General features: G+C 73.8%; 21 protein-coding genes. 16 read left to right on the forward strand and 5 right to left on the reverse strand.

The genetic code is table 11. The features are described from left to right. The first annotated feature begins 14 nt into the window (after window positions 1-14). A complete protein-coding gene (locus tag IPJ95_19570) occupies window positions 15-1,034 on the forward strand; it encodes a DUF1464 family protein (protein MBK7925804.1) in 1,020 nt (339 codons plus the stop codon). Here the strand turns inward: IPJ95_19570 and IPJ95_19575 are convergent. From IPJ95_19575 to IPJ95_19585, 3 genes are read right to left on the reverse strand one after another with little or no spacing between them, the layout of a single operon-like run. Further along, window positions 1,031-2,071: a tetrahydromethanopterin biosynthesis protein gene (locus tag IPJ95_19575; protein MBK7925805.1), complete on the reverse strand. Its 1,041-nt coding sequence runs from the start codon at window positions 2,069-2,071 to the stop codon at window positions 1,031-1,033. The two genes, IPJ95_19570 and IPJ95_19575, sit on opposite strands and share 4 nt — an antisense overlap. Continuing rightward, the gene (locus IPJ95_19580; protein ID MBK7925806.1) at window positions 2,061-3,035 is read right to left on the reverse strand and encodes an ATP-grasp domain-containing protein; all 975 of its coding nucleotides are present in this window, start codon (window positions 3,033-3,035) and stop codon (window positions 2,061-2,063) included. Before IPJ95_19580 ends, IPJ95_19575 begins: the two co-directional genes overlap by 11 nt. After that, window positions 3,032-4,156 (reverse strand): ATP-grasp domain-containing protein, encoded by a 1,125-nt coding sequence (locus tag IPJ95_19585; GenBank protein ID MBK7925807.1) that lies wholly within the window; start codon window positions 4,154-4,156, stop codon window positions 3,032-3,034. Before IPJ95_19585 ends, IPJ95_19580 begins: the two co-directional genes overlap by 4 nt. A 112-nt stretch (window positions 4,157-4,268) precedes the next feature. Here IPJ95_19585 and IPJ95_19590 point away from each other — a divergent pair, with 112 nt between their 5' ends. The 9 genes from IPJ95_19590 to IPJ95_19630 all read left to right on the forward strand — a co-directional run bounded on the left by IPJ95_19590 (window position 4,269) and on the right by IPJ95_19630 (window position 13,100). Then, window positions 4,269-5,534 carry a formylmethanofuran dehydrogenase subunit B gene (locus tag IPJ95_19590; protein ID MBK7925808.1) on the forward strand — a complete coding sequence of 422 codons (1,266 nt, stop codon included), beginning with the start codon at window positions 4,269-4,271 and terminating at the stop codon, window positions 5,532-5,534. Next, window positions 5,534-7,204: a formylmethanofuran dehydrogenase subunit A gene (locus IPJ95_19595; GenBank protein MBK7925809.1), complete on the forward strand. Its 1,671-nt coding sequence runs from the start codon at window positions 5,534-5,536 to the stop codon at window positions 7,202-7,204. The genes IPJ95_19590 and IPJ95_19595 overlap by 1 nt, the downstream gene beginning before the upstream one ends. Then, complete coding sequence (gene fhcD, locus IPJ95_19600) at window positions 7,201-8,100, forward strand: formylmethanofuran--tetrahydromethanopterin N-formyltransferase (protein ID MBK7925810.1); 900 nt, start codon at window positions 7,201-7,203, stop codon at window positions 8,098-8,100. Before IPJ95_19595 ends, fhcD begins: the two co-directional genes overlap by 4 nt. Further along, a complete protein-coding gene (locus tag IPJ95_19605; protein MBK7925811.1) occupies window positions 8,097-8,912 on the forward strand; it encodes a formylmethanofuran dehydrogenase subunit C in 816 nt (271 codons plus the stop codon). Before fhcD ends, IPJ95_19605 begins: the two co-directional genes overlap by 4 nt. 100 nt (window positions 8,913-9,012) lie before the next feature. Further along, on the forward strand, window positions 9,013-9,972 hold the full coding sequence (gene mch, locus IPJ95_19610) for a methenyltetrahydromethanopterin cyclohydrolase (protein ID MBK7925812.1): 960 nt from the start codon (window positions 9,013-9,015) through the stop codon (window positions 9,970-9,972). A 192-nt stretch (window positions 9,973-10,164) separates the two neighbouring features. Beyond that, the gene (locus tag IPJ95_19615) at window positions 10,165-10,827 is read left to right on the forward strand and encodes an EthD family reductase (protein ID MBK7925813.1); all 663 of its coding nucleotides are present in this window, start codon (window positions 10,165-10,167) and stop codon (window positions 10,825-10,827) included. Window positions 10,828-10,871: 44 nt separating this feature from the next. Beyond that, window positions 10,872-11,744, forward strand: coding sequence for a RimK family alpha-L-glutamate ligase (locus tag IPJ95_19620; GenBank protein ID MBK7925814.1), 873 nt, complete (start codon window positions 10,872-10,874; stop codon window positions 11,742-11,744). Further along, window positions 11,741-12,616 (forward strand): triphosphoribosyl-dephospho-CoA synthase, encoded by an 876-nt coding sequence (locus IPJ95_19625; protein ID MBK7925815.1) that lies wholly within the window; start codon window positions 11,741-11,743, stop codon window positions 12,614-12,616. The genes IPJ95_19620 and IPJ95_19625 overlap by 4 nt, the downstream gene beginning before the upstream one ends. Next, window positions 12,606-13,100, forward strand: a complete 495-nt coding sequence (locus IPJ95_19630; GenBank protein MBK7925816.1) for a 6-carboxytetrahydropterin synthase — start codon at window positions 12,606-12,608, stop codon at window positions 13,098-13,100. Before IPJ95_19625 ends, IPJ95_19630 begins: the two co-directional genes overlap by 11 nt. A 2-nt stretch (window positions 13,101-13,102) precedes the next feature. Here the strand turns inward: IPJ95_19630 and IPJ95_19635 are convergent, their stop codons facing one another. Continuing rightward, window positions 13,103-13,837, reverse strand: coding sequence for a hisA/hisF family protein (locus IPJ95_19635; GenBank protein ID MBK7925817.1), 735 nt, complete (start codon window positions 13,835-13,837; stop codon window positions 13,103-13,105). A 116-nt stretch (window positions 13,838-13,953) separates the two neighbouring features. On the opposite strand from IPJ95_19635, the gene IPJ95_19640 reads away from it, so the two are divergent. Next, complete coding sequence (locus IPJ95_19640) at window positions 13,954-14,490, forward strand: hypothetical protein (GenBank protein MBK7925818.1); 537 nt, start codon at window positions 13,954-13,956, stop codon at window positions 14,488-14,490. A 1-nt stretch (window position 14,491) separates the two neighbouring features. Here the strand turns inward: IPJ95_19640 and IPJ95_19645 are convergent, their stop codons facing one another. Continuing rightward, complete coding sequence (locus tag IPJ95_19645; GenBank protein MBK7925819.1) at window positions 14,492-15,211, reverse strand: hypothetical protein; 720 nt, start codon at window positions 15,209-15,211, stop codon at window positions 14,492-14,494. Between the two features lie 50 nt (window positions 15,212-15,261). Here IPJ95_19645 and IPJ95_19650 point away from each other — a divergent pair, with 50 nt between their 5' ends. The 5 genes from IPJ95_19650 to IPJ95_19670 all read left to right on the forward strand — a co-directional run bounded on the left by IPJ95_19650 (window position 15,262) and on the right by IPJ95_19670 (window position 19,977). After that, complete coding sequence (locus IPJ95_19650) at window positions 15,262-16,050, forward strand: SDR family oxidoreductase (protein MBK7925820.1); 789 nt, start codon at window positions 15,262-15,264, stop codon at window positions 16,048-16,050. Between the two features lie 64 nt (window positions 16,051-16,114). Further along, window positions 16,115-16,474: a 4a-hydroxytetrahydrobiopterin dehydratase gene (locus IPJ95_19655; GenBank protein MBK7925821.1), complete on the forward strand. Its 360-nt coding sequence runs from the start codon at window positions 16,115-16,117 to the stop codon at window positions 16,472-16,474. Beyond that, a complete protein-coding gene (locus tag IPJ95_19660) occupies window positions 16,474-17,880 on the forward strand; it encodes a dihydropteroate synthase (protein MBK7925822.1) in 1,407 nt (468 codons plus the stop codon). The genes IPJ95_19655 and IPJ95_19660 overlap by 1 nt, the downstream gene beginning before the upstream one ends. Then, window positions 17,873-19,312 carry an aminodeoxychorismate synthase component I gene (gene pabB, locus IPJ95_19665; GenBank protein MBK7925823.1) on the forward strand — a complete coding sequence of 480 codons (1,440 nt, stop codon included), beginning with the start codon at window positions 17,873-17,875 and terminating at the stop codon, window positions 19,310-19,312. The genes IPJ95_19660 and pabB overlap by 8 nt, the downstream gene beginning before the upstream one ends. Next, window positions 19,309-19,977, forward strand: a complete 669-nt coding sequence (locus IPJ95_19670; GenBank protein ID MBK7925824.1) for an aminodeoxychorismate/anthranilate synthase component II — start codon at window positions 19,309-19,311, stop codon at window positions 19,975-19,977. The genes pabB and IPJ95_19670 overlap by 4 nt, the downstream gene beginning before the upstream one ends. The last annotated feature ends 45 nt before the right edge of the window (window positions 19,978-20,022 follow it).

The following is a 20,022-nucleotide window of genomic DNA, read 5'->3' on the forward strand; positions in this document are numbered from 1 at the left end:
GAGGGCCGCGCACGATGACCCGCGTCGTCGGCATCGACCCCGGCACCGTTTCACTCGATCTCGTGGGCCTCGAGGATGGCCGCGTCTGGCTGGACCGGACGCTGCCGACCGCCGAGGCCCTCGCCGCGCCCGAGCACCTGGTGGCCCTGCTCACCAGCGGCGGGCCGCTGGACCTGGTCGCCGGCCCCTCGGGGTACGGCCTGCCGCTGGTCACCGCGGCCACCGCCACGGACGAGGACTACCGGCTCGCCTTCCTCGCGGCCGACGCCGCCACCGGTGGGATCGGCGGCCTGCGGCGCCTGGCGCGGGCCATCACCGGCGCGGGGCTCCCGATGGTCTTCACGCCGGGGGCCATCCACCTCCCCACGATACCCTCCCACCGCAAGCTCAACCGGGTGGACCTCGGCACCGCCGACAAGGTGGCGGCGGCCGCGCTCGGCGTCTGGGACCAGGCCCGTCGCGCCGGCGGCGCCGCGGCAACGTCGTTCGTCCTGCTCGAGCTGGGCGGCGCGTTCACCGCGGCGCTGGCCGTGGCCGGGGGAGCCATCGTCGATGGGATCGGAGGCACGGCCGGCCCCGTAGGGTGGCGGTCGAGCGGGGGCTGGGATGGCGAGGTGGCGTTCCTGGCCGGTGAGGTCACCAAGGAAATGCTCTTCCGGGGCGGGGTGGAAGGCGCACCGGACCTGCTGACTGCGTACCTCGAGGGCGCGGAGAAGGCGGTGCGGTCGCTGCTGGCGTCCGTGCCGGCGCCGCGGGAGATCCTCCTTTCGGGGCGGCACGCGACGTCACCCGCGGTGCGGGACCCGCTGGTGGCGCGACTGTCTGGGGTGGCGCCGGTGCGGGCGCTCGAGGGGTTCGCCGCGGTGGCCAAGCAGGGGGCGCAGGGAGCGGCGCTGCTGGCGGACGGCCTGGCCGGCGGGGGGCACCGGGACATCGTGGCGGCGATGCGCCTGCGGGAGGCGCGCGGCACCGCGCTCGACCACCTGCGCGTCATCTCCCCGGCCGACGCGCGTCGGCGGCTCGGGCTGCCCTAATCGACTTCCAGGGCGAGCAGCGCCACCGCCACCGCGGGGGCGCAGTCCGCGATGCGGGCGGGCTCGGCCGCCGATCGCGGGAAGAGCGCGGCGAAGTCGAGCGCGGGGCGACCCACCCGCCGCGCGAGCTCGGGGACGAGGAACCGGCCGACCCCCGCGCCAACCAGCGGCGCATCGACCGGCAGCAGCCCGCGGGCCAGCTGCCGTGCGCAGGCACCGGCCAGCCGCTCCACCTGCAGCCGCCGGAACTCGCCGGCGACGACTTCCCACTCCTGACGCGTGAAGGACTCGAGGTCGCGGCCGATCATCCGGCCAATGCGACGCGTGCTCTCCGCGATGCCCTTGGCGCCGCCGTCGGCGGCGGGATGCAGGTCCGCGCCCTCGGGCAGTTCGCGGGTCACCCGGTATACGTCGGCGGTGGTGGCGAAGTACTCCGCCATCAGGGGCACCTGGTCGGCTCCCAGTTGCACCGCCTGGCCCAGCGCCATGAGGGGAGTGCGGACCACGCCGGTGTAGACCAGTTCTCCGTTCACCAGCCGCCGGTAGTCGCCGGCGCCCGCGGTGCGCACCGCTCCCCCGGCCACCGGCACCAGGTCGGTGGTGGTGCTCCCGATGTCCAGGAAGAGCGCGGCGGGAAGCCGCCGCGCCACCACGGCCGCGCTCGCGAGCCAGTTGGCGGAGGCGATCGCGTCGGCGTACCTCGGGACGTCCCCCGGGCCGACGAATCGCGCCCCGTCGGCGAAGTACCGGAGGTCGGCGGCGGGAAGGAGGCGGCCCATGGCGCCGGCCAGGGCGATGACGCCGTCGCGGCGGCCGGGGAAGAGATCGGCCATTTCGCCGGTCATGGTGATGGCGTGCCGCGTCGCATCCCCGACAACGGGCAGTGCGGAGGCGATCGCCGCTTCGAGGTGCTGCAGCCCCTGCCATAGCGGGCAGGCGACCTGGGCCACGGCGACGACCTGGCCGTCCGGAGCCACGCGCGCCGCCTTGAGGTGTGCGCCACCCAGGTCCCACCCGATGACCGCGTCAGCGGGCATGGGCCACCTCGAGGTCGAGGGTCACGGCCCGATCCACCACCGCGCGCGAGGCATGAAGCCCGAGCACCCGCGCGGCGAGGTTGACCCCGACGGCTTCACGGAGGGCGCCGCAGGAAGTGGTCAGGCGCGGATTCACCTCCACCACCGCCGGGCCATCGGGGGTGGCGATCAGGTCCACGCCGACGGGACCGGCCAGGCCGGGAATCGCCGCCACCACCCGCGCTCCGAGGCGGCGGAACGCGCCATCGCGGTCGGGGAGCGCGTTCACCACCAGGGCCTGCAGTCGGACGGCCCCCTGATGCACCGCCACTCGCTGCCGGTTCACCGCCAGCAGGTCCACCCCGTCGGGCAGCGCCACGAGCGAGAGGCTGAGCGGCTCGCCCGCCAGCCATGGCTGTGCCACCCAGCGACCGGGGTGGTGCGCCAGGCACTCGCGGGCGGCGCGCCAGTCCGGCACCTGCAGGGTATCGGTGGCGCCGGCGCCGTCGTCCGGCTTGAGCACCCATGGACCCGGCAGCCCAGGGAGGGCGGAACCGGCGCCGAACGTCGGGATGGTGGCGAGCCCCGCGGCGGCGAGGCGCGCGGCCGTGGCGGACTTGCTCGCGGCGATGCCGATCGCTTCGGGCGAGGAGCCCACCAGCGTGCGACCGGCCCCGCGGGTGGCCGCGGCGAGCGCCGCCAGCACGCCGCCGGTCTCCGGGGCCGTCGGCCAGGCGGCGTCGACCGCGGTCAGGCCCCGGCGATAGAGCGCGAGCGGCGATTCGCCCGGCCGGGGCTCGAGGGCATGCACCCCATCGAGCGGGGGCAGCCGGGGATCCCGGGACGTGAGCACCTCGACCGGCAGGTCGGCCAGGTCGCGCAGGACACTGCGCACCATGAGGTCGGCCTCGTGTACGAGGGCCGGCGATGGGGACTCCTCGAGCATGCCGCCGCCGGTCACGTGCTCATAGAGGAAGAGCCTCACGGGGCCCCCGCCGGCGACGGATCGGCCTGGATGGCGGCGCGCAGGGCCGCCTCACGCTGGCGCGCGGTGGCGGTCGCCTCGGGCGGCGTGCCCCCCTCGGCGAAGACGGTGCACACGGGGTCGCCGGCGCGGAAGCGGGTGCCGGGCATCGGGAGGTCGCGGCACCATGGTGGGAAGGTGAACGCCGGCCCCGGCGACCACTCACCCAAGGCGGTCAGGAGCATGGATGCCCGCGCGGCGGCGGGCGGGGGGACGGCGGCCGGCAACTCCCCGGCGCAGGCGCGGAGGTGCTGGTCGAACAGGCCGGTCGCCCAGTCGGGATCGTAGAGCTCGAGGGTCGCGGTGGGCCGGGGGTTGAGTTCGAGCACCGAGAGGCGTTCCTCCTGGAGCAGGAAGTCGAGCCCGTTGAGCCCCACCACGCCCGTGGCCGCGGCGAGCGCGTCGAGGATCCCGTCCAGCGCGCGGAGCACGGCGGGCGGGAGCACCAGGCCGCCGACCGCCCCACCATAGAGGAATGGCAGCCCGTGCTGCGGGGCAACCCACTGCTCGCTGCATCCGATCCGGCAGGCGCGGTGGCCGTTGGCCAGGAAGAGCGCGGAGAGGGTGCGGCCGGTTTCCCGACGCTGGTAGTAGGCGTCGCGCCGGGTGGCGTGGAGGGTGGCCGGCTGGACGTGGACGCCGCCCGCGCCACCGACCCGCTTCCGCAGCCAGCCACCGGGATCCGTCGGCGCGGCGCGACGGACCTCCGGATGGGGGATCCCGAGTTGATCCAGCAATGGAAAGAACCGGTCGGGATCCTTCACCGCGGCGACGACCTCGGGACGGTTGCCCGCGAGGTGGCGGCCCTCCGCGAGGCGCGCGAGCAGCGCGGTGCGGCCCTCGAATCCCGACCCGGCGACCAGGCCCGCGCTGGCGTGGAGGGGCGCGAGTTCACGGGCGGCGCGGAGCAGCGTGCGGCGATCGAGTCGCGGAGCGCCCGCGGCGGCCACGGCCCGCGCCGTCAGCGCCGCCGCCCGGGTATCGCGATCGGCGAAGCAGTCGAGCACCACCACGGCATGTCCCCCGCGCGCCGCCGAGGCCGCGAGCATGCGGCCACTGATGGCCGCCACCAGCCAAGGCATCGGGGCCCGGCGGTCCGCGGTCACGGCCCACGCCGGGAACGGAGCGCGCGATCAATATGCACCGGGGGAGTTTAGCAGCTATTATGTTCCGTTGACCATGTCCGGTTCCCCCATGCCAGCACCCGATCGTCCCGGCGTCACCTGCCCCTTCTGCGGGCTGGTGTGCGACGACCTGCGCGTGGGTCCCGGCACGCGGGGGCTCGCCGTCACGGAGAACGGCTGCGCCGTGGCGGCGCGTGGCTTCGGCCAGGTGGCCACCGCCACGACGGGACCCCGGATCGCGGGCGCCCCGGCCACGCTTGCCGACGCGGCGGCGGCAGCGGCGCGGCTGCTTGCGGCGGCGCGGCGGCCGCTCATCGGCGGGCTCGGCACCGACGTGCAGGGGGCGCGCGCCGCCTGCCGGCTCGCCGACCAGACCGGCGGGGTCCTCGATCACATGAACGGCGCCGGGGCCATCCGCAACCTGCTGGTGCTGCAGGACAGCGGCTGGATCACCACGACGCTCTCCGAGATCCGCAATCGCTGCGACCTCCTCATCCTGGCCGGCGGGGACATCACCAGCCGGTTCCCGAGGTTCTTCGAGCGCACCATCGCCGCCCCCGAGGCCCTGTTCGGCGGCGACCGCCAGTGTGCCACGGTATTCCTGGGCCGGGGCCCGCAGGCGGGCGTCACGCTGCCGGGGCCGGTCGAGGTGATCGGCTGCGAGGTGGCGGAGCTGGGTCAGGCGTTCGGCCTGCTGCGCGCGCTGCTGGCGGGACGACCGGTGCAGGCAACCAGCGCGGCGGGGGCGCCGCTCGCGGTGTGGCAGGGCCTGGCGGACCGGATGCGCGCCGCGACGTACGGCGTGGTCGCCTGGGCGGCGCCCGACTTCGACTTCCCCCACGCCGAGCTGGCGATTCAGACCCTGTGCGAGCTGGTGAAGGACCTCAACCGCGACACCCGGTTCTCGGGGCTTCCGCTGGGCGGCAGTGACGGCGACATCACCGTGGACGCGGTGTCGCTGTGGCAGACGGGCTTCGGGCTGCGGGCCGCGTTCGGGGCGGGCGGCCCCACGCAGGACCTGCACCAGCACGCGACGGCGCGCCTGCTCGCCAGTGGTGAGGCCGACGCGCTGGTATGGGTCTCGAGCTTCGACCCGGCGCGCACGCCCCCGGCGAGCACGGTCCCGACGGTGGTGCTGGGGCACGCGGCGATGACCCTGCCGGCCGAGCCGGCGGTGTTCATCCCCGTGGGCACGCCGGGCGTGGATCACGCGGGGCACCTCTTCCGCACGGACCGGGTGGTGGCGCTGCCGCTCGCCGCGCTGCGCGGCAGCGCGCTGCCGAGCGTGGCGGAGGCGCTGGACGCCATCGGGGCCGCCCTCGAGGGGGGCCGCTGATGCTGATCCGCCTGGCGGGGGGCCGGGTGTACGACCCGGCGCACGGGATCAACGGCGAGATCCGCGACGTGTGGGTGCGGGACGGGCACATCGTGGCGACCCCGGGGCCCGACGCCCCCATCGACCAGACGTACGACCTGACCGGCCGGGTGGTGATGGCGGGCGCCATCGACATGCACACCCACATCGGCGGCGGCAAGCTCAACATCGCGCGCGCGATGCTGCCCGAGGATCACCGGCGCGACCCGCGGCCGCGCACGGCGCTCACCCGGGGGAGCTGCGGGCACGCCGCGCCGGGCACGCTCGCCACCGGGTACCGCTACGCCGAGATGGGGTACACCGCCTGCTTCGAGCCGGCGATCCTGCCGGTGAACGCGCGGCAGGCGCACCTCGAGATGGGCGACACGCCGCTGGTGGACAAGGGCGGCTACGTGATGCTCGGCAGCGACGACTTCCTGCTCCGGCTGATGGCCTCGGGGGCGGAGCAGCGGCTTATCAACGACTACGTGGGCTGGACCCTCAACGCCACCCGGTGCATCGGCATCAAGGTGGTGAATCCCGGGGGCATCTCCGCCTTCAAGTTCAACCAGCGGCGGTTCGAGCTGGATGAGGCGCACCCGTTCTACGGGGTCACCCCGCGCGACATCCTGCGGGTGCTCTCGCGCGCGGTGCACGAGCTCGGGGTGCCGCACCCGCTGCACGTGCACTCGAGCAACCTCGGGCTGCCGGGCAACTACCCCACGACGCTCGGCACCATCGACGCGGCCGAGGGGCTGCCGATCCACCTGACGCACATCCAGTTCCACAGCTACGGCGCCGAGGGCGACCGGAAGTTCTCCTCCGCCGCGGCCCGGATCGCCGAGAAGGTGAACAGCACCCCGAACGCCAGCTGCGACGTGGGGCAGATCCTGTTCGGGCAGACGGTCACCGCCTCGGGTGACAACATGACCCAGCACCGCAACGCGGGGCTGGCCAGCCCGAAGAAGTTCGTGGTGATGGACATCGAGTGCGACGCCGGGTGCGGGGTGCTGCCGTTCAAGTATCGCGACCAGAACTTCGTGAACGCGCTGCAGTGGGCCATCGGCCTCGAGATCTTCCTGCTGGTGGACGATCCGTGGCGGGTGTTCCTCACCACCGACCATCCCAATGGCGCGCCGTTCACCACCTACCCGCACCTGATCCGGCTGCTGATGGACAAGACCTTCCGGAACGAGCGGCTGGGCCTCATCCACGCCGACGCCAAGGCGCTCTCCACCCTCGCGAGCATCGACCGCGAGTACTCGCTGTACGAGATCGCGATCCTCACCCGCGCCGCGCCGGCCCGGCTGCTCGGCATCCCCGACATCGGGCACCTGGGCGCGGGCGCGACCGCCGACATCACGGTCTACCGTGACGAACCGGACCGGGAGCGGATGTTCACCGCGCCCGAGTACGTCTTCAAGGACGGCCGGCTGGTGGTGCGCGACGGCAAGGTGGTGCAGGTGACCTGGGGCCGGTACCACATGGTGGCGCCGGCGTACGACCGGGGCATCGAGCGGCGGCTGGAGGAGCACTTTGCCCGCTACCAGACCATGCGGGCCGACAGCCTGCGCATCTCGGACGACGAGATGGCGGCCTTCGGCCACGGGGGCGAGCTGCGGACGCACCCCTGCCGCGGGGGCACCCCGTGATCCTGAACGGCGTGGCGATCGACGACGAGTTCGCCGAGGCCTTCGGGATGAAGGCCACGCGGGTGATCATCACCGCGCAGAACCTGGCGTGGGCCTACCACGCGGCCAACGCCGCCACGGGGTTCGCCACGTCGGTGATCGCCTGCGGCTGCGAGGCGGGGGTGGAACGGGAGCTCACGCCGGCCGAGACGCCTGACGGGCGGCCCGGCGTGGCCATCCTGCTCTTCGCGATGTCGGGGAAGGAACTGGCCAAGCAGCTGGAGCGGCGCATCGGGCAGTGCGTGCTCACCAGCCCGACCAGCGCCGCGTTCGCCGGCCTCGAGGGCGGTGACCCGGTGGCGCTGGGCAAGAACCTGCGCTTCTTCGGCGACGGGTTCCAGGCCTCCAAGCAGATCGCCGGGAAGCGCTACTGGCGGGTGCCGGTGATGGATGGCGAGTTCCTGGTGGAGGAGACGACGGGCGTGGTGCCGGCGGTGGGCGGCGGCAACTTCCTGGTGCTGGCCGAGTCGCAGCCGCAGGCGCTGGCGGCCTGTGAGGCGGCGATCGCCGCCATGCGGACGGTGCCCAACGTGATCATGCCCTTCCCGGGCGGCGTGGTGCGCTCGGGCTCCAAGGTGGGGTCGCGGTACAAGTCGCTGGGCGCCTCGACCAACGACGCCTTCTGCCCCACCATCCGGGGCATCACGAAGAGCCAGCTCTCGCCGGAGATCGGCTCGGTGATGGAGATCGTCATCGACGGCCTCACCGCCGACGACATCTCCGCCTCGATGAAGGCCGGGATCCGCGCGGTGACCGCCCTGGGGCGCGCCCAGGGGATCCACCGCATCAGCGCCGGCAACTACGGCGGCAAGCTCGGCAAGTACCACTTCAAGCTGCGCGAGATCCTGGCGTCATGAGCACCCTGCGCCTGACCCTCCGGGCCGCCCCCGCCCAGCGGGTGGACTGCGCGCCGCTGACCGCGGCCCCGCTCGCGGGGCAGACGCTGGCCGCGGTGGCCGCGCTGCCGCTGGTGGCGGGCAACCGGACCCTCCGGGTGGACGAACTCTTTGCGCTGGAGGGCACGCCGGGCGACACGCTGGTGGTCACCGGGGACGGCGCCCGGCTCGACCGGCTCGGCGCGGGGCTCGCGGCCGGCACGTTGCGGGTCGAGGGAGCGGCCGGGGACTACCTGGGCCAGCGGATGACGGGCGGCCGCATCGAGGTGATGGGCCGGGTGGGGGCCTTCGCGGCGAACGGCATGAAGGGCGGCGAGATCCGGATCGGCGGCGACGCCGGCGACTTCCTGGGCGGGGCGATCCCCGGCGATCACCAGGGGATGTCCGGCGGGCTGGTGCTGGTGGCGGGCAACGTAGGCGCGCGCGCCGGGGACCGGATGCGCCGGGGCGTGATGCTCATCGACGGAAGCGCCGGGGACTACCTCGCCAGCCGGATGGTGGCGGGGACCATCGCAGTGGCCGGCGCCGTGGGACACGGGGCGGGCACCAGCATGCGACGGGGGACCCTGCTCCTGTCCACCCTGCCGGCCGGGCTGCCGCCGACCTTCAATGACTGCGGCGTGTTTCCCTTCACCATGCTCACGATGCTGGCGCGCGCGTGGCGGGGGCTGCCCGGCCCCTTCGGCGCGCTGCCCGACGGCGGCCTCCGGGTCCGCCGGCTGATGGGCGACCTGGCCAACGACGGCCGGGGCGAGATCCTGATCCGGGCCTAGCCGGACCCCGGCCACGCTGGGCAACGTCCCCCGCCGGAATTATCTTGACGCCCCGGTCACTCGCGGCCGGGACCCCCGTGTCGACCCGACGGATGCATCGATGACCAGCCTCCAGATGAATGAACGCGCCCGCGACCTCGCGGACGTCATGGCCGAGGATGCCGCGGGCCTGCGGATCGCGACCACCACGCTGGCGTGCGGCGCCCGGGTGATCGACGCGGGGGTGGCGGTCGACGGCGGACTCAACGCCGGCCTGCTGCTGGGCGAGATCTGCATGGGCGGGCTGGGCGACGTGGAGTACGCCTCGGTGGCGCTCGGCGGCACCAACTGGCCGGCGGTGCAGGTGCGCACCGACCACCCCGCGGTGGCCTGCATGGCCTCGCAGTACGCCGGGTGGGCCATCCAGGTGGACAAGTACTTTGCGATGGGCTCCGGGCCGCTGCGGGCGCACGCCCGGGTGGAGAAGGAGCTGTTCGAGAAGCTGCACTACGCCGAGCAGGCGTCGTGCGGCGTGCTGGTGCTGGAGGGGCGCACCCTCCCGACCGACGCGGTGGCGGAGTACGTGGCGCGGAAGGCCACGCTCTCGCCGGCACAGCTCACGTTCATCATTGCCCCGACGGCGAGCCTGGCCGGCGGCACCCAGATCTCGGCCCGCATCCTCGAGACCGGGCTGCACAAGATGGAGACGCTCGGATTCGACGTCCGCAAGGTGGTGAGCGGCATCGGCACGGCGCCGGTCGCCACGGTGGCCAAGAACGACCTCCGGGGCATCGGCCGCACCAACGACTGCATCCTGTACGGCGGCCAGGCGCACTACACCGTCAAGGCGGATGACACCGAACTGGCCGACCTCGCGGCGAAGCTCCCGGCCAGCGCCTCCAAGGACTACGGCACGCCGTTCTACGAGATCTTCGAGCGATACGACAAGGACTTCTACAAGATCGACCCGCTGCTGTTCAGCCCGGCGGAGGTGTGGCTCACCAGCGCCACCTCGGGGCGGACCCACCACGCCGGCCAGGTGAACGTCGAGGTGCTGCAGCGGTCGCTCTACCCCGAGTAAGCACCTGGGCCGCGCGGCCCGGGCGCGCGTTTCGCCGTCCCACGTTCCCCCACGTCCTGCAAGGATCCGCCGATGCGTCGCCTCTCCCTCCTCGCCGTCCTGGGCCTCGCAGCCCTGACCGCCTGCGGCAAGCCGGCCGACCAGCCGGCGGCCGACACCACCGCCGTCCAGCCGGCGCCGCCCCCGCCGCCGATGGCGTTCGTGACCGTCATCTACAACACCCCGAAGAGCGCGGCCGCCTTCGAGAAGTACTACTGGGAGACCCACGTGCCGCTGGTGGGCCAGCAGCAGGCCGAGGTGGGCTTCACGGCGGCGGAGCTGACCAAGTTCGACGCCACGCTCGACGGCAAGGCGCCGACGTACTACCGGCAGGCGGTGCTCTGGTTCCCCAGCATGGCCGACCTCGAGAAGGGGATCGCCACCCCGGGCTTCAAGGCGATCGGCGACGACCTGGCCAACTTCGCCACCGGGGGCCTGACCGCCCTGGTGGGCGAGCAGACCAACGATGCCTCCGCGCTGGCCAGCGGTGACACCACCGCGTTCGTCACCGTGCTCTACAACACCCCCAAGGACGCCGCGGCATTCGAGGCGTACTACGCGGCCACCCACATCCCGCTGGTCGGCGCGGGCGCGGCCGAGATCGGCTTCAGCCGGGCGGAGCTGGCCAGGTTCTCCCGCAACCTCGATGGCAGCACGGCGGCGTTCTACCGCCAGGCCAAGCTGTACTTCCCCACCGCGGCGGCGCTCCAGGCCGGCACCGCCACGGCCGGCTTCAAGGCGGTGGGCGATGACCTGCCCAAGTTCGCCGACGGTGGCCTGACCGCGCTGGTCGGGCACCTGACCAGCAAGCCGTAACCGCTGCCCGGGCCGCCGGGGCCTCCCCGGCGGCCACCCCGCGCATGGACGTGGTCATCCTCGCCTCCAGCACCGGCTGGCATACCGACGAGCTCGTGCGCGCCGTGAGCGCGCGCGGGCTCGTGCCGCTTCTGCTGCCCTGGGAGGGGAACGTGGGGCGGATGGGGCACGCCGCAGGGGTGCGGAACGGCGCCCACGCGCTGGCCGACGCGCGGGCGGTGCTGCCGCGCATCATCCCGAGCGGCACGCTGGAGCAGCTGATCTACCGGGTGGACACGCTGCACCGCCTGGAGGAGGACGGGGTCCGGGTGATGAACACCGCGCGCGCCATCGAGCGGACGGTGGACAAGGCGTGGACCAGCGCCATCCTGGACCGCGCCGGGCTGCCCACCCCGGAGACGGTGGCCTGCGAACGGGCGGAGGACGCCTTCGCCGCCTTCCACGCCATGGGCGACGTGGTGGTGAAGCCGCTGTTCGGTTCCATGGGCCTCGGCATGAGCCGGGTGAGCGACGAGGACATGGCCTGGCGGGTGTTCCGCGTCATCGAGACGATCCGCGGGGTGTACTACCTGCAGCGGTTCGTGCCGCACGGCGGGCGGGACCTGCGCGCCTTCGTGGTGGGCGACCGGGTGCTCGGGGCCATCGAACGGCGCGCCGACGGGTGGCGCACCAACGTCTCGCGCGGCGGCCGGGCCACCGCCACCACGCTCCCCGCCGCCTGGGCGGACCTCGCGGTGCGCGCGGCGCGCGCGGTGGGCGCGGAGTACGCCGGGGTGGACCTGCTGCCCGCCGACGACGGCACGGTGTACGTGCTCGAGGTCAACGGCATCCCCGGGTGGGAGGGGCTGCAGGGCGCCACCGGCATTGACGTGGCGGGCGCGGTGGTGGAGCAGCTCCTGCAGGCGGGCCGACCGTGAGCGCGGCGCCGGCCGAGCTCTCGGCGTACGGCACCCTGGCCTGCCTGCTCGAGGCGAGCGCGCCCAAGCCCGGCAACGTGGCGCCGGGGCGGCCCTTCCGGGACATGCGCTACGAGGACTTCGTGGCCAGCGCCGTCGCCATCGGGCCGGTGCTGGCGCAGGCGGGGCAGCGGCCGCTGGGCGAGACCATCCGCGACGCGGTGCGGGCCACCCGGCGCTGGACCCGCGCCAACACCAACCTCGGCATCATCCTGCTGCTCACGCCGCTGGCCCGCGGCGCGGCGCTCTCCGGCGTCCTGCGTGACGGCCTGCGCACCGTGCTGCGGCACACCACCGTGGCCGATGCCACGGAGACGTACGTGGCCATCCGCGAGGCGCAGCCCGGCGGCCTGGGCCGCGCCGCCGAGCAGGACCTCGCCGCGGCGCCGACCGTCACGCTGCTCGAGGCGATGCGGCTGGCGGCGGCGCGCGACGCGATCGCGGCGGAGTACGCCAGCGGCTTCCGGGTCACGTTCGAGGTCGGGCTGCCGGCGGCGCGGGCGGCCCGCGCCGCCGGCCTGGCCTGGGACGACGCGACGGTGGAGACCTTCCTGGCGCTGCTGGCGCACCAGCCCGACACGCTCATCGCCCGGAAGCTCGGGCCCGACGCCGCCGCCGAGGTCAGCTCCCGCGCCGCCGGGGTGCTGGCGGCGGGCGGGCTCCGCGACGAGGCGGGCCGCGCGGCGCTGGCGGTGTTTGACGCGAGCCTCCGCGACGCGCAGAATACACGCAACCCCGGCACCACCGCCGACCTGACCGCCGCCGCCCTGTTCGCCGTACTGATCGAGGACGGGTGGGTGCCCGAGCATTCGAGGACCGACCGTGCGCAGTGACTTCAAGGTGACCGTCAGCAAGGACTACCTGGTCTTCAGCTCCGCCCACTTCATCACCTTCCGCGGGCACCAGTGCGAGACCCTCCATGGCCACAACTACCGCGTCGGGGTGACCGTCGAGGGCAGCGTGGACGACGAGTGCCTTTTCGTGGTGGACTTCTCGATCCTGAAGAAGATCGTCCGCCAGCTCACCGACGAGATCGACCACAAGGTGCTGCTGCCGGTGAAGAACCCGAAGCTGGCCTTCCGGGAGGAGGGGAAGCACCGGCTGGTGGACTACTTCGGGGAGCACACCTACACCTTCCCGATGGTGGACTGCGCCATGATGCCGATCGAGAACACGACGGCGGAGATGATCGCGCAGTACTTTGCCCACCGGACGCGCGAGGAGCTCGCGGCGATGGGCATCCGCAACCTGACGGCGATCGAAATGGAAGTGGAGGAGAGCTTCGGGCAGTCGGCGACCTACCGCCTGGCGATCTGACCTCAGGCGGGCGGCGCGATGGCCCCGGTGTGGATGGCGGACCCGACCAGGGCGCCGTCGCACCCCGATTCCTCCAGCACCTTGAGGTCGTCGGTGGAGCGGACCCCGCCGCCGGCATAGACCGGCAGTCCCACCAGGCGCTTGAGCCCCTCCAGCAGGTCCAGGTTCTTGGGCCCCGAGCCCGTCCCCACCAGCGCCAGATCCAGCACCACCAGCGCCGAGACGCCGGCCTCGGCCGCGCGCGCGCCGAGCTCGAGGCCCACCGCGTCCTGGGTGGAGATGCGATGGGTGCGGCGCTGCACCGGCTTGCCGTCGAGCAGGTCCAGGCTGAAGACCACCCGCTGCCCGCCCACCGCCTTGACGATGGCCTTGAGGTCGCGGAAGCCCTTGAGCGTCTCGAGCCCCACCACGATCGTCGAGGCCCCCGCCGCGAGCAGCGTTTCCGCCGCCCGGGGGGTGGCCACCCCGCCATCCACCAGCAGCCCCTCGCCGAAGCCATGCTCCGGGTCCGCGAGGGCACGGATCACCTTGTACTGCGGGGTCCACCCCTCGATGGCGTCGAGGTCGGCCACGTAGCAGCGCCACGCGCCCAGCATGGTGTGGTAGGCGCGCGCCAAGGCCACGGCGTCGCCGGCGCGCCCCGGAAGGAGCGCGGACTGGACCGGCCGGTAGGTCTTGCGCTGGCCCGCGCGGGCGTGGACAGCCTGGCCTCGGAGGAGGTCGAGGACGGGGATCAACTCCATCGTGGCAAGAAGTTACCCCGGGAAGGGGAGCGGGGCGAGCAGGCGGCCTTGTCCCGGCCGCCGGGGCGGGCGAGATATCCGGACATGCCGACCGACGCGACGGGGCCCGGATGCTGACGGTGGTGAAGGTGGGCGGCGGCCTGCTGGCCACCCCCGCCCTGCTGCCGCGGGTGGGCCGGGCACTGGCGCGCCTCGGAACGGGACAGCCCCTGGTGGTGATCCCGGGGGGCGGGCCGTTCGCCGAGCAGGTGCGCCAGTTCGACCGTGCCCACGGGCTCTCCCCCACCGCCGCGCACTGGATGGCCATCCTGGCCATGGACCAGTACGCCTGGGTGCTGGCGGGCGCGGTGCCTGGCAGCCGACTGGTGGACGACCGGCCAGGCGTCCTGCAGGCGCACCGGGATGGGGTGCTGCCGGTACTGGCGCCCTCCCGCTGGCTGCGCGCCGCCGATGAACTGCCGCACCGCTGGGAGGTGACCAGCGACAGCCTGGCCGCCTACCTGGCCACCCTCCTCGGCGCGGAGGAGCTGCTGCTGGTCAAGCCGGTGGCTGGGGGAACGGAGCTGGTCGATGCCTGGTTCGCGCGGGTGGTGCCGGCGGACATGACGGTGCGGATCGTGGGCGCGGAGGCGTTCGCCGCGGACTAGGTCAATCGACCACGCGGGCCCGCTCCAGCCGGATGGCCTGGGCCAGGTCGCGGACGAGCCCGTCGTCCACGATGCCGTTGCGCCCGCCGCGGCAGACGGCGCCACGCACCCCGAAGATCGCCGCCCCCGCCTCGCTCGCCTGGCGCACCTGCCCCGGCCCGAGGCTGCCGCCCACCGCCAGCGGGATCTCGTGGCTGGCCAGGGCGCTCGCCAGGGACGCGATCGCGGCGGGATCGACGAAGTCGAACAGGGTCTGCCCGTCCTTGAGGCAGGTGTCGACGAGGACGCCATCCCCGCCCGCCTCGGGCACGAAGTACTGGAAGGCGTCGGGCGGGAGGGAGTGGACCCGGCCGGCGTCGGCGTAGGCCACGGCAATGACCCGCGGCCGGCCCGGCAGGGTGGTGGCCCGGCGCACCGCCTCGCGCAGCAGGTCCTCCGCCTGGCCGGCGTCGCGGATGCCGTGGAAGCCGAGCTTCACGAAGTGCAGCGGCACCGCGATGCGATCCATGGCGCGGGCGATGTCGTCGTAGGTCCCCACGTCGCCCAGCGCGGCGCTCAGTCGCAGCTCGGCCGGCACCAGCGCCCGGATGGCGGCCAGCGCCTCGGGCGCCACCGCCCCGATGGCGCCCCGTGCGGGGTCCTTCGCGTCGATGATGTCCGCGCCCCCGGCGATGGCCGCCCGCGCCTCGCCCGCATCCCGTACACTCACCAGCAGTCGCACCCGCGCACTCCCTTGTTCGGTCGGCCCGCCCCGGTATGTTACGCCCTGCCATGGCCCCCGACAACGCCATCCCCTCCGCAGGCCATTCCCTGACCGGCAAGCGGGTCCTCGTGACCGGGGGCTCGAGCGGCATCGGCCGGGCCATCGTCGTGGCCGCGGCGCGCGCCGGCGCCGACGTCCTGCTCACCTACCGCGCCAACCAGGCGGGGGCGGAGGCCGTGGCCGCGGAGGTGCGCGCCCTCGGCCGGCGCGCGGCCGTGGCGCAGACCAGCCTCGCCGAGCGGGAGAGCCTGGCCCGTCTGGTGCCGGCCGCGCGGGCGGCGCTCGGCGGCGTGGACGCCTGGATCAACAACGCCGGCGCCGACGTGCTCACCGGCGCCGGGGCCGAGTTGCCGCGCGAGGCCAAGCTGGACCTGCTGCTGGCGGTGGACCTCAAGGGCACCATGCAGGCCTCGTGGGCGGCGGCGGAGCTGATGCAGCAGCAGCCTGCGGGCGGCGTGATCATCAACATGTCGTGGGACCGGGTGCTCCAGGGGATGGCGGGCGAGAATCCCGAGCTCTTTGCCGCCGTGAAGGGCGGGGTCCTCGGCTTCAGCCGCGCGCTGGCGCGCTCGGTGGCGCCCCACATCCGGGTAAACGTGCTCGGCCCGGGGTGGATCGACACCGCGTTCGGCAGCGGCGCCCCGCAGGCGTTCAAGGACCGGGTGGCCGGCCAGGTGCCGCTGGGACGCTGGGGCACGCCGGAGGACGTGGCGGCGGCCGCGGTGTACCTGGCGTCGGACCAGGCGCGGTACGTGACGGGGCAGCTGCTGATGGTCAACGGCGGGGACGTGATGTAGGCGGCTCGGCGGCCCGGCGGCGCCGCCAGCGGGATTGCGCGAAGGCACCACACCGGGAGGGCGCATGGCGGACAAGGAACGCATCGACACGGAGCCCGAGATCGCCACGAAGCTCGCGGCGCTGCCGGGCTGGTACTACGAGGAGGGCTGGATCCGCCGGCAGTACAAGACCGACGGCTGGCTCACCACGCTGGCGCTGGTGAACACCATCGGCTTCCTGAGCGAGGCCGCGTACCACCACCCCGACCTCACCGTGACCTGGGCCAAGGTCTGGGTGAAGCTGCAGACCCACTCGGCCGGCGGCATCACCGACAAGGACTGGGAGCTGGCCCGGCGGATCGAGGACACCGTCCTGTGGAAGCCCAGCGGCGGGGCGCTCGAGGGCACGCCCAACAAGTGGGTCCGCGGGGGCGATCCGCGCTAGTGCCGCCGACCCGCGTCCTCTTTGTCACCGGCAAGCTCGCGGAGCCGGCGCTGCGGCGGGTGCTGGCGGAGATGCAGCCGCCGTTTGCCGTGGAGGTGGCGGTCCTCGGGATCACGGTGGCGGCGCTGCTCACCACCCCGTGGATCGCCCGGTACCTCACCGTGCCGCCCGGCACCGACCTCATCCTGCTCCCCGGCCTCACCGAGGGCGACCCGGCGCTGCTCACCGAGCAGTTCGGCGTGCCGGCGGAGCGGGGGCCCAAGGACCTGCGCGACATCCCGCGCCACTTCGGGCAGGCGGCCGCGGCGCGCGACTACGGCGCCTGGGACATCGAGATCCTGGCCGAGATCAACAATGCGCCCCGGCGGAGCCGGGAGGCGCTGCTGGCGGAGGCGCGGCATTACCAGGCCTCCGGCGCCGACCTGATCGACGTCGGCTGCACCCCCGGCGTCCCCTTCCCGCACCTGGGCGAGGTGGTGCGGGAGCTGCGCGGCCTCGGCATGCGGGTGAGCGTGGACACCTTCGACCGCGCGGAGATCCAGGCCGCGGTGGCGGCCGGCGCGGAGTGCGTGCTCAGCGTCAACGGCTCCAACCCCGGGGCCATCGAGGACCTCCGCGGCACCGGCGCGCGCGCCGTGGCCATCCCCGACTTCGGCGCCGGCCTCGAGACCCTGGAGCCCACGCTCGCCGCGCTGGAGCGCGCGGGAGTGCCGTACCTCATCGACCCGATCGTCGAGCCGATCGGCTTCGGCTTCATGGCCTCCCTGGAGCGTTACGCCGAGATCCACCGCCGCTATCCCGGGGTGCCGCAGCTGATGGGGGTGGGGAACATCACCGAACTCACCAGCGCCGACACCACCGGCATGCACGCCCTGCTGCTCGCGGTCTGCCAGGAGGTGGGAGTGAAGGCGGTGCTCACCACCGAGGTGATCCCGTGGGCCCGCGGGGCGGTGCGGGAGATCGACATCGCGCGCCGCCTCATGCACTACGCCGTCACCCAGAAGACGACGCCGAAGCACGTGGACGACCGCCTGGTCACGGTGAAGGACCCGCGCATCCTCACCTACAGCGAGGCGGAGCTGCGCGAGGTGCAGGCGCGGGTGCGCGACGCCAACTTCCGCATCTTCACCGACGGCGAGGTCATCACCGTTTTCAACCACGAGCGCTTCGTCCGCGGCACCGACATCCAGGAGATCTTCGACCAGCTCGGCGTCACCGACGCCTCCCACGGGTTCTACCTCGGGAAGGAGCTGGCCAAGGCGCGGCTCGCGAACCAGCTCGGCAAGACCTACCGCCAGGAGGGGGCGCTCACGTTCGGCTACCTGACGCCCGCCGACGACCCCAAGCGGGAGCACTTCCGACCCACGGCGCGACCGCGACCCGCGGGCGGAGGGCCGGATGCCTGAGCTCCCGCTGGTCGAGGAGCTCTGCCCCGCCCCCGACCCGGTGGCCACCGCGGAGCGGTTCCTGGGCCAGCCGCACCTGCTCTTCCTCGACAGCGCCACCGACCCGGAACGCCACGGCCGTCATTCGTTCCTGATGGCCGCGCCGCCCGCGGTGATCCGGACCCGCGGGCCCGCGGCCCCATCGGCGCTGGCGCAGGCCCGGGCCGCCCTGGCGCAGCACCGGGCCGAGCCGGTGGCCGGCCTGCCGCCGTTCCAGGGCGGGCTCGCGGGCTACCTGGCCTACGATTACGGCGCCGTCCTCGAGCGCGTCCCGCCGACCCGCTACGACGACCTCATGCTGCCCGACGCGGTGCTCGGCCTGTACGACTGGGTCATCGCCTGGGACCACGCCGCGGGACGCGCCTGGATCGTCTCGACGGGGCTCCCCGCCCTGGGGGCGGGCCGGGCCGCGCGGGCCGCGGAGCGGCTCGCCTGGGTGCGGCAGCTGCTCGCGGGCCCGAGTGGCGGGGCCACCGGCCGGGTGTGGAGCAGCCCGCCGCGCGGGGGAGCGCCGGCGCCCTCGTACCCGGTGCTGGGCACCGAGTTCGCGCGGGGCATCGGACTCCGGTCCTCGTTCACCCATCGCGGTTACCTCGACGCGGTGCAGCGGGTGGTGGACTACATCGTGGCCGGCGACATCTTCCAGGCGAACCTCAGCCAGCGGCTGGAGAGCCCCCTGGAGGAGGACCCCTGGCGCCTGTACCAGCGGCTGCGCCGCCTCAACCCGGCGCCCTTCGCCGCCTACCTCGAGTTCGATGGCGTCGGGGTGGCCAGCGCGTCGCCGGAACGCTTCCTGGCCGTGGAGCCGTCGGGCCAGGTCGAGACCCGCCCGATCAAGGGCACCCGGCCGCGCGGGGTCTCCCCCGAGCATGACGCCGCGCTGGCCCGCGCGCTGGTGGACAGCCCCAAGGACCGGGCCGAGAACCTGATGATCGTGGACCTGCTGCGGAACGACCTGTCGCGGGTGTGCCGCCCAGGCAGCGTGCGGGTGCCGGAGCTGTTCGCGCTGGAGGGGCACCGCACGGTGCATCACCTGGTGTCGGCCGTGACCGGCACGCTGGCCCCGGACCGCGACGCCACCGACCTGCTCGCCGCCGCCTTCCCGGGCGGCAGCATCACCGGCGCGCCCAAGGTGCGGGCCATGGAGATCATCGCGGAGCTGGAGCCCTCCCGCCGCGGGATCTACTGCGGGTCGATCGGCTACCTGAGCGTCACCGGCGCCATGGACACGAGCATCGTGATCCGGAGCTTCGTGGCGGCGGGGGGGCGGGTCACCTTCTCGGTGGGTGGCGGGATCGTGGCGGACTCCGATCCCGAGAGCGAATATCAGGAGACGTTGCACAAGGCCCGGGCGCTGATCGAGGCGCTGGCCGGCGGCGTGGTGACCCCATGATCCTGCTGCTCGACAACTACGACAGCTTCGTCTACACCCTGGCCCGCTACGTGGCCGAGCTGGGCGAGGCGCCGGTGGTGCGGCGCAACGACGCGCTCACCCCCGACGAGGTGGCGGCGCTGGGACCGACGCACATCATCATCTCGCCCGGCCCCTGCTCGCCCACCGAGGCGGGCATCTCGGTGGAGGTCATCCGCCGGTTCGGCCCGACGATCCCGGTGCTCGGAGTCTGTCTTGGCCACCAGGCCATCGGCGCCGCCTATGGCGCGGAGATCGTGCGGGCCGGCCGCCCGATGCACGGCAAGACCTCGCCCATCCGGCACGACGGCACTTCGGTCTTCACCGGGCTCCCGAGCCCGCTGGTCGCCACCCGCTATCATTCACTCGTCATTGCCCCGGCCTCGCTGCCGCCGGAGCTCCGGGTCACGGCCACCGCGGACGATGGCGAGATCATGGCCGTCGTGCACCGGACGCACCCGGTGGTGGGCGTGCAGTTCCACCCCGAGTCGGTGCTGACCGAGTACGGGTACCGGATGCTCGACTGGTTCCTCACCGGCGGACGAGGCAGCCGGGTGCCGGATCGCGCCGATGGCGCCTCGGTGCCGCCGACCGGTGAGGCGCCGGACCTCTCGAGCGCGCCGCCGTCATCGGAGCTGGTGCGATAGGGCGGTAAGGCGGTAAGGCGGTAAGTCACTCCACGAGGGAATCCC

It is taken from the genome of Gemmatimonadota bacterium (assembly GCA_016713785.1).
Lineage (GTDB): Bacteria > Gemmatimonadota > Gemmatimonadetes > Gemmatimonadales > GWC2-71-9 > JADJOM01.